This window comes from Aquabacterium sp. (genome assembly GCF_030652515.1).
In the GTDB taxonomy this organism is placed as follows: Bacteria; Pseudomonadota; Gammaproteobacteria; order Burkholderiales; family Burkholderiaceae_C; genus Aquabacterium.
In genome coordinates, this window is record NZ_JAUSAR010000042.1 from 1 (window position 1) to 7,292 (window position 7,292).

Genomic DNA, 7,292 nt, shown 5'->3' on the forward strand with positions numbered 1-7,292 from the left:
GGTCGCTGTCAAGCGCACCCCGAATGCCGCCTTCATGAAGGCTCTCACACCGAGCCCGGCTCTGGCCGCAGTCATTGGCGCTGAGCCACTGCCGCGTACGGAAGTCACCAAGAAGGTTTGGGAATACATCAAGAAGCACAATCTGCAAGATGCCGCCAATCGGCGCAACATCAATGCAGACGACAAGCTGAAGGTGATCTTCAAGAAGGCTCAAGTCTCGATGTTCGAGATGACCAAGCTTATCAGCGATCAACTGAAGTGATGAGCCTGGCGGGCTGACGAGTCCGCCTTGCAACTTGATTGAAAAGCCCGGCCGTTCTTCAAGAACGCCGGGCTTTTTTCATTCAGGCTCAGTCAGCTCAAGGCGTTGACTCTTCGGGGATCAGCGGCTTGAAGAGTTCGTCGAAGTCTTGCGCGTTCAGCGCGGCATCGCTGGCCACGCCCGACAGCAGCAAGTCCGCCAGGCCGGCCTTGCGCGCCTGCAGCTCCACCATCTTGTCTTCCACCGTGCCACTGGCCAGCAGCTTGTATACGAACACCGGCTTGTCCTGCCCGATGCGGTAGGCGCGGTCGATGGCCTGCTGTTCGACCGCCGGGTTCCACCAGGGGTCATACAAGATGACGGTGTCGGCCGCAGTGAGGTTCAGGCCCACACCGCCAGCCTTCAGGCTGATCAGGAACAGGGGCACATTGCCCTTCTGGAACTTGTCGACCAAACCCGCGCGGTCGTTTGTCTCGCCGGTCAGCTTGAGGTAGTCGATCTTCAGGCGCACCAATTCGGCCTCGATCAGCGAGAGCATTTCGGTGAACTGCGAGAACAGCAGGATGCGGCGGCCGTCTTCCACCAAGGTGGGCAGCAGGTCGAGTAGCAAAGCCATCTTGGCCGAAGGCGCGGCCTTGCCTGCGGCAGGCGCGCCATCCGGGCCCATCTTGAGCAAACGCGGATCGCAGCACACCTGGCGCAGCTTGAGCAAGGCATCCAGCACCATGATCTGGCTGCGGGCCAGGCCTTGCTTTTCAATGGCCTCGCGCAGCTTCTTGTCCATGGTGGCGCGCACGGTTTCGTACAGGTCGCGCTGCGTGCCGCTGAGGTCCACGCGCAGGTGCGTTTCGGTTTTCTCGGGGAGCTCGCGCGCCACCTGCAGCTTGGTTCGGCGCAGGATGAAGGGCCGCACGCGGCGCGCCAGGTGCTCGGCCTGCAAGGTGTCCTTGCGCTTTTCAATCGGGTTGCGGTAGTGCTCGCGGAATTGCGCCTCGCTGCCCAGCAGGCCGGGACACACAAAGTCCATCAGGCTCCACAACTCGCCCAGGTGGTTTTCCAGTGGCGTGCCGCTCAAACACAAGCGGTGGCGCGCGCGCAGGCCCTTGAGCGAGAGCGTGGCCTGGCTGCGGCTGTTCTTGATGCGCTGGGCTTCGTCCAGCAGCAGGTAGTGCCATTCGTGCGAAGCCAAGGTGTCGATGTCGCGCACCGCCAGCGGGTAGCTGGTGATGACCAGGTGGGCATGCTCGATGCGCTTGAAGTACTGCATGCGCTGCGGGCCATGCAGCACCACCAGCTTCAGGCCGGGCGTGAAGCGCTGAGCTTCAGTCTGCCAGTTGGCGATCAGGCTGGTGGGCACCACGACCAGGCTGGGCCGGTCCAGGCGGCCCGCGTCCAGTTCGCCTTGCAGCAAGGTCAGGGTCTGCAGGGTCTTGCCCAGGCCCATGTCGTCGGCCAGCACGCCGCCCAATCGGGCGCGGCGCAAGAAGTCCATCCAGGCCAGACCATCAAGCTGGTAGTGGCGCAAAGTTGCCTGAACATGGGGCGAAGGTTGCACGGCGGGCAGGCTGCGGCCACTGCCCAGCAGGCGCACTTGTTCGATCAGGTCGGTGAAGCTGGGCGGGGCGACCACGGTGGTCTGGGCCGTGACGGCTTCCAGCGTGCCCAGGTCGAAGCGCGACAGGCGCAAGGGCCCGCTGTCCTTGCCATTGGCGGCGAAGACGGAACGCATCCATTCCATCAAGGGCGCCACACGTTGCACCGGGATGCGCAGCAGGCGTTGACGGGGCAGGGCGCCAGGTTCAGGCACGGCATCATCAGGCCAGGGCACCAGCACTTCGCCGCGCGACTTGCCGTCTCGCAGATCCGAGTTCAGCTTCAACCAACCGGTTTGCACCAGGCCCACCAGCAGCGGCAACAGGTCGATGCGCTGGCCTTCCACGGTGACCTTCAAGCCCACACTGAACCAGTCGCCACCGGCTTCTTCGTCAACATCGACGGTCCACTCTTCGGCGGTGTGCAGCTCGTAAGGGAAGTCGTGCTTCACCTCGACGACCCAGCCGCGCGACTTGAGCAAGGGCAGTTGCGTGGTCAGGATGTGGGGCCACTGCTCGCGGCGCTGTGGCACCAGCACGAGGGGCTCGCCTTCCAGGGCCGATCCTGCACCACCCGTGCCGCCGCCCGCGTTCAAGCGCGTCAGGCGGTTGATGGCCAGGCCGGCCGACAAACTCCAGGATCGGAACTCGAGCGTGTTGCACAGATCGAGCAAGGCAGTGGCTTCCTGCTTGCTCTGGCGCTCAAAGCGCACCATCTGGCGCTGTCCGGGCTGCTCGGGGTCTTCGCGTTCGCTGAAGCCCATCGCGCCATGGGTGGCCGGAAAATGGAAATCAACCGGCTCGCTGCCTTCGGGCTGGTAGCGCAAGATCAGTTGCGCGGCGGCCTGGCGCACCTTGGTGCTGATGGACGATTGCGAGCCATAGCGGTGGTGCAGCATGGCTTCGGACACCACGTCCACACAGGTGGTGAGCTTCAGCACGGGGATCAAGGGCAAGGCGCCCAAGCTCACCGTGGGCAACTCGGGCAGCAGGTCTGCCAGCTTGGGGGCTGCGGGTGGGGTGGCCTTGATCACAGGCGCTTCTTCCAGCACGCCCCCGCCACGCTGCTTGCGCACTTGTTGTGCCTCAAAGGCCATCAAGGCGGCGGCCACGTGTTTGCAGTTCAGGCCCACCGGGCAGGTGCAGTGACCCATCACGCGCAGGCCCAGACGGCGGTCGTTGACCAGCTCGGTGCGCTGTGCATAGGCCTGCGCGCCACTGCCATGCAGGCGGGTCGCCAACACCGGCCCGATCACCTGCATGGACTGGATGGCTTGCTCAGGTTTGAGGTCCACGGCGCGCGCAAGGGTGCGTCCGTCAAAGTATTCCCCGAGATCAAAGTCTTCGGGCAGCGCGAAATCACTCAAGAGCTCATTCCCACCATGGGTAGAAAGAAGGCATCTCGGAGGTCTTGCCCTCGAACTGCGCAGGGCGCTTTTCCAGGAAGGCCTTCACGCCCTCCTTGCCATCGCCGATGCTGGTGTAGAACATGGCCAGCGAATCGACCTGGTGGGCCGCCAGGGGATGGGGCTGGGCCGAGTTGCGGTACATCATCTGGCGCGTCAGGGCGACGCCGACGGGGGAGCGCTCGGTGGCGATGCGGCGGGCGATCTTCATCGCCTCGTCCAGCAACTGATCATGCGGCACCACGGCCTTGACCAGGCGGCCACGCAGGGCTTCCTGCGCATCGAACACATCGGCCAGGTAGGTCCATTCCAAGGCTTGCGAGATGCCGACCACGCGCGGCAGGAACCAGCTGGAGCAGGCCTCGGGCACGATGCCAATGCGGCCGAAGACGAAGCCGATGCGGGCCTTGTCGGAGGCCAGGCGGATGTCCATGGGCAAGGTCATGGTGGCGCCGATGCCCACGGCCGCGCCGTTGATGGCGCCGATCACGGGCTTCTTGCAATCGTAGATGGCCAGCACGACGCGGCCACCGGTGTCGCGCACGCCGTTGAAGATCTCTGGATCGTTCAGGCGCTGGCGCATGTCGTCCATGGTGGGCCACTGGGTTTCGTCCAGGCCGAAGACATTGCCTTCGGCCGTCAGGTCCATGCCCGCGCAAAAGGCCTTGCCCGCGCCGGTGACCACCACGGCGCGCACGGCGTCGTCATTGCTGGCGCGCGTGAAAGCGTCCACCAGTTCGTTGGCCATCTCGACGGTGAAGGAGTTGAGCTGTTCGGGGCGGTTGAGCTTGAGCAGCAACACGCCGTCATCGTCGACCGCGTAGTCCAGGGTTTGGTAGGTCATGGGATGTCTCCTCCAGCGGGGGTCCAGTGGATTTTTGGGGTAACCCCCATTATCCGCTGTGCGTGACGCCTTCGTGACCACGTTCTGCGGCCAGCCACCACAACACAGGCACCGTGCCCGGGAGGACGGGCACCACTTCGACCGGCAAGGTCTGCCAAGCCATCTGCTGCCCCTCGCGCATGTCCAGCTCGCCGGTCCAGTCGTAGACCTTGCAGAAATTCAGGCGCACCTTGGCGTGGGGGTAGTCCATCACCTCGGTCTGCCAGGGGTGGGCCGGGCCGATGGTGATGCCCAGCTCTTCGACCAGCTCGCGGCGCAGGGCCTGCTCGATGGTCTCGCCCTGCTCCACCTTGCCGCCGGGGAACTCCCAGTGGCCTTCGTAGACCTTGCCGGGGGGGCGCGAGGTCATCAGGAAGCGGGTTTCAACACCTTGCGCATCGCGCTCGATCAGCACGCCCACGGCCACTTCCACCGGCACGCGGTCGGTTTCTGCCATCACGTGGTACGACTTGGGCTCAGCCATGCTCGCGCCCCGAGTAGTCGCGCGCGAACTGGTAGGCGACGCGGCCGGAGCGCGAACCGCGCTCGATCGCCCAGACCAGGGCCTGGGGACGGGCTGCTTCAATGGCGTCGGCCGACACCCCGTAGTGGCTCAACCACTGCGCCACGATGGCCAGGTACTCGTCCTGCGTGAAGGGGTAGAAGCTGATCCACAGGCCAAAGCGTTCGGACAGCGAGATCTTTTCTTCGACGACTTCACCGGGGTGCAACTCGCCATCGTCGCTGCGGTGGTAGCTCTTGTTGTCGGCGTGGTACTCGGGCAGCAGGTGGCGGCGGTTGGAGGTGGCCACGATCAGCACGTTGTCGCCTGCGGCCGAGACGGAGCCATCGAGCACCGACTTGAGCGCCTTGTAGCCAGGCTCACCTTCGTCGAACGACAGGTCGTCACTGAAGACAATGAAACGCTCGGGCCGGCCATCGACCAGGTCCACCAGATCGGCCAGGTCCACCAGATCGGCTTTGTCGACCTCGATCAGGCGCAGGCCTTTTTCAGCGAATTCGTTCAGGCCCGCCCTGACCAGGGACGACTTGCCGGTGCCGCGCGCGCCAGTCAACAAAACGTTGTTGGCGGTGCGGCCAGCCACGAACTGCGCCAGGTTGCGAGTGAAGCGTTCCTTTTGCGTGTCCACCTCTTGAAGGTCGGACAGCTGCATGCGGCCGATGTGGCGCACCGGCTCCAACCAAGCCGCGCCCCATGCCGATGCAGCTCGCTTGCGGTAGCGAAACGCGATGGAGGCCGTCCAGTCCGGCGCGACGATGACAGAGCGGCCGGGCAGTGGCATGATCGCATCAAGTCGCTCCACCAGAAGTTCCGCGCGCTGAAGAAATTGGTTGATTTGTTCTGACATCTCAACAGTTTACGGGCCAGCCGCGATGTGTGAAACGAGTGAAGGCTGTCATCTTCAATTCAAACATTTCAAGGAGAGCACTCATGACCCCACGTCACGGCCTCATGGTGGCCGCCCTTGCCTTGTCCGCGGCTTTTGGAACGGCTCACGCCGCCGACAACCATTTCAAGTTCACCGCCACTGTCACCGCCACGGACGGCAGCCTGAGCGGTGTTGATGTCGGAACCACCTTCACAGGGGACTTCAATTACGTTGTGGACAGCATGGCTGACTCTCGCTCCGATTCCTCCGCACATTACGGCTTGGGGAACAGCAGCCGGATCACTGCCACCATTGCCGGGCATCAGATCCTCGCAGAATACCTCCGCGTTGGGGTCTTCAACAACTTTGGGCGCGAGGGTGTGGAAGACGGCGTATCGCTCCGTGGCGGAATTCCAGTGGTCGTGGATGGCTCGCACTACCGCTATGGCAGCTTTGGCTTCGAGCTGGCCACGCAACCCGGCAATACCGGCGTCTTGTCCGGCACGCAGTTGCCCAGCAGCTTTGACGTGCCCGCCTTTGACAGGCACTCCTACGGCTACTTGGATTACATGGCTGGATACAACCTCCTGTCCTTCAAGGTCGATTCGATCACCGCCAGCGTGCCTGAACCCACCGCCTACCTCTTGATGTTGTCCGGCCTGGGGCTGCTGGGCGCCATGCGCCGCCGCAGGCGCTAGGGCAGCAACTGCCGCAGGACGGCATCCAGATGCTCGGTGGGCAGGCGCTTGAAGCCGGTGCGCGTGAAACGGTGCAAGCGCCCCAGCACCACGCTGATGGCCAACGAGGCGCCTGCTTGCCCATCCACCGTGGGCGTGGCCGAACCGCGCGCGTCGGCCCGCACCGTGTAGCTTTGACGCAGCAAGGATTCCAACCGCTCGAAAGCCTGGTTCATGCGCGCGGCCAAGCGGTCGTGCTCGAACACCAGCGCATCGCCCACCATCACGCGGGCCATGCCCGGGTTCTTCTCGGCGAATTGCAGCACCAGGCCCAGGATGCGCGTGATCTGCACCGAAGGGTCAGCTTCGCGTTCCATGATCTGGTTGGCCAGGGTGAACAGGCTTTGCTCGATGAACTCGATCAGGCCTTCGAACATCTGGGCTTTGCTGGCGAAGTGCCGGTACAAGGCCGCTTCGCTCACCTCCAGCCGCCCGGCCAGGGCCGCGGTGGTGACGCGGTCGGCGCCGGGTTGCTCCAGCATCGTCGCCAAGGCTTGCAGGATCTGCACGCGGCGCTCGCCCGGCTTGGGGCGTTTGCGGGGCGCAGGCTCGACAGCAGCAACAGGGATGAGTTCGTCGTTCATCGCGTCTTGGCGTGCAGCATCAGGGGCTGGGGATGAATACCGCGTGAAGCGCACGCAGCCGACGGATTCTGGCACACACCCAGGCGGGCCGGCGATGGAGGTGTGCACCTACTTCGGGGCCATGCGGATTGTGCTTGAGGTAACTTTGCATCCACACGGTGCGCAGGTGCGCCGCGCGGGCGGTTTTCAAGTTGGCCAGGGTGTCTTCGATCAGCACGCAGCGGTGGGGGGGTAGCCGGTGCCGAGCCAGCACCACGCGCAGCATGCGGGCATCGGGCTTGGGCCGCAGGTCGCCGAACACGCGCATGCCTTCGATCGAGATGATGCCTTCGAAGCAACTGGCCAGGTCCAGGGCGGTGACCACGCGTTTGGCGTAGTCGGCCGGGGCATTGGTGAGGATGAACTTGCGGCCGGGCAGGCGCTTGAGCGCGGCGCGG

General features: G+C 64.3%; 8 protein-coding genes. 2 read left to right on the forward strand and 6 right to left on the reverse strand.

Annotated elements, in window-relative coordinates; all coding sequences use genetic code 11:
- Window positions 1-262, forward strand: a 262-nt coding sequence (locus Q7V20_RS05805; protein WP_304788142.1) for an SWIB/MDM2 domain-containing protein, incomplete at its 5' end; no start/stop codon positions are given.
- 97 nt (window positions 263-359) lie between these two features.
- Here the strand turns inward: Q7V20_RS05805 and Q7V20_RS05810 are convergent.
- Genes Q7V20_RS05810 through Q7V20_RS05825 form a run of 4 tightly spaced genes read right to left on the reverse strand, consistent with a single transcriptional unit; the run spans window position 360 to window position 5,513 of the window.
- A complete protein-coding gene (locus Q7V20_RS05810; RefSeq protein WP_304788144.1) occupies window positions 360-3,221 on the reverse strand; it encodes a DEAD/DEAH box helicase in 2,862 nt (953 codons plus the stop codon).
- Window positions 3,222-3,225: 4 nt separating this feature from the next.
- Window positions 3,226-4,104 (reverse strand): crotonase/enoyl-CoA hydratase family protein, encoded by an 879-nt coding sequence (locus tag Q7V20_RS05815; RefSeq protein ID WP_304788146.1) that lies wholly within the window; start codon window positions 4,102-4,104, stop codon window positions 3,226-3,228.
- 49 nt (window positions 4,105-4,153) lie between these two features.
- Window positions 4,154-4,627 (reverse strand): NUDIX domain-containing protein, encoded by a 474-nt coding sequence (locus tag Q7V20_RS05820; RefSeq protein ID WP_304788148.1) that lies wholly within the window; start codon window positions 4,625-4,627, stop codon window positions 4,154-4,156.
- Entirely contained in the window at window positions 4,620-5,513 is an 894-nt protein-coding gene (locus Q7V20_RS05825; protein WP_304788150.1) for an ATP-binding protein, read from the reverse strand. The genes Q7V20_RS05820 and Q7V20_RS05825 overlap by 8 nt, the downstream gene beginning before the upstream one ends.
- A gap of 83 nt (window positions 5,514-5,596) precedes the next feature.
- Here Q7V20_RS05825 and Q7V20_RS05830 point away from each other — a divergent pair, with 83 nt between their 5' ends.
- Entirely contained in the window at window positions 5,597-6,232 is a 636-nt protein-coding gene (locus Q7V20_RS05830) for a PEP-CTERM sorting domain-containing protein (protein WP_304788151.1), read from the forward strand.
- Here Q7V20_RS05830 and slmA read toward each other — a convergent pair.
- Complete coding sequence (gene slmA / locus Q7V20_RS05835; RefSeq protein WP_304788153.1) at window positions 6,229-6,855, reverse strand: nucleoid occlusion factor SlmA; 627 nt, start codon at window positions 6,853-6,855, stop codon at window positions 6,229-6,231. The two genes, Q7V20_RS05830 and slmA, sit on opposite strands and share 4 nt — an antisense overlap.
- A 19-nt stretch (window positions 6,856-6,874) precedes the next feature.
- The coding region (locus Q7V20_RS05840) for an HAD-IA family hydrolase (RefSeq protein ID WP_304788155.1) at window positions 6,875-7,292 on the reverse strand (418 nt) is incomplete at its 5' end.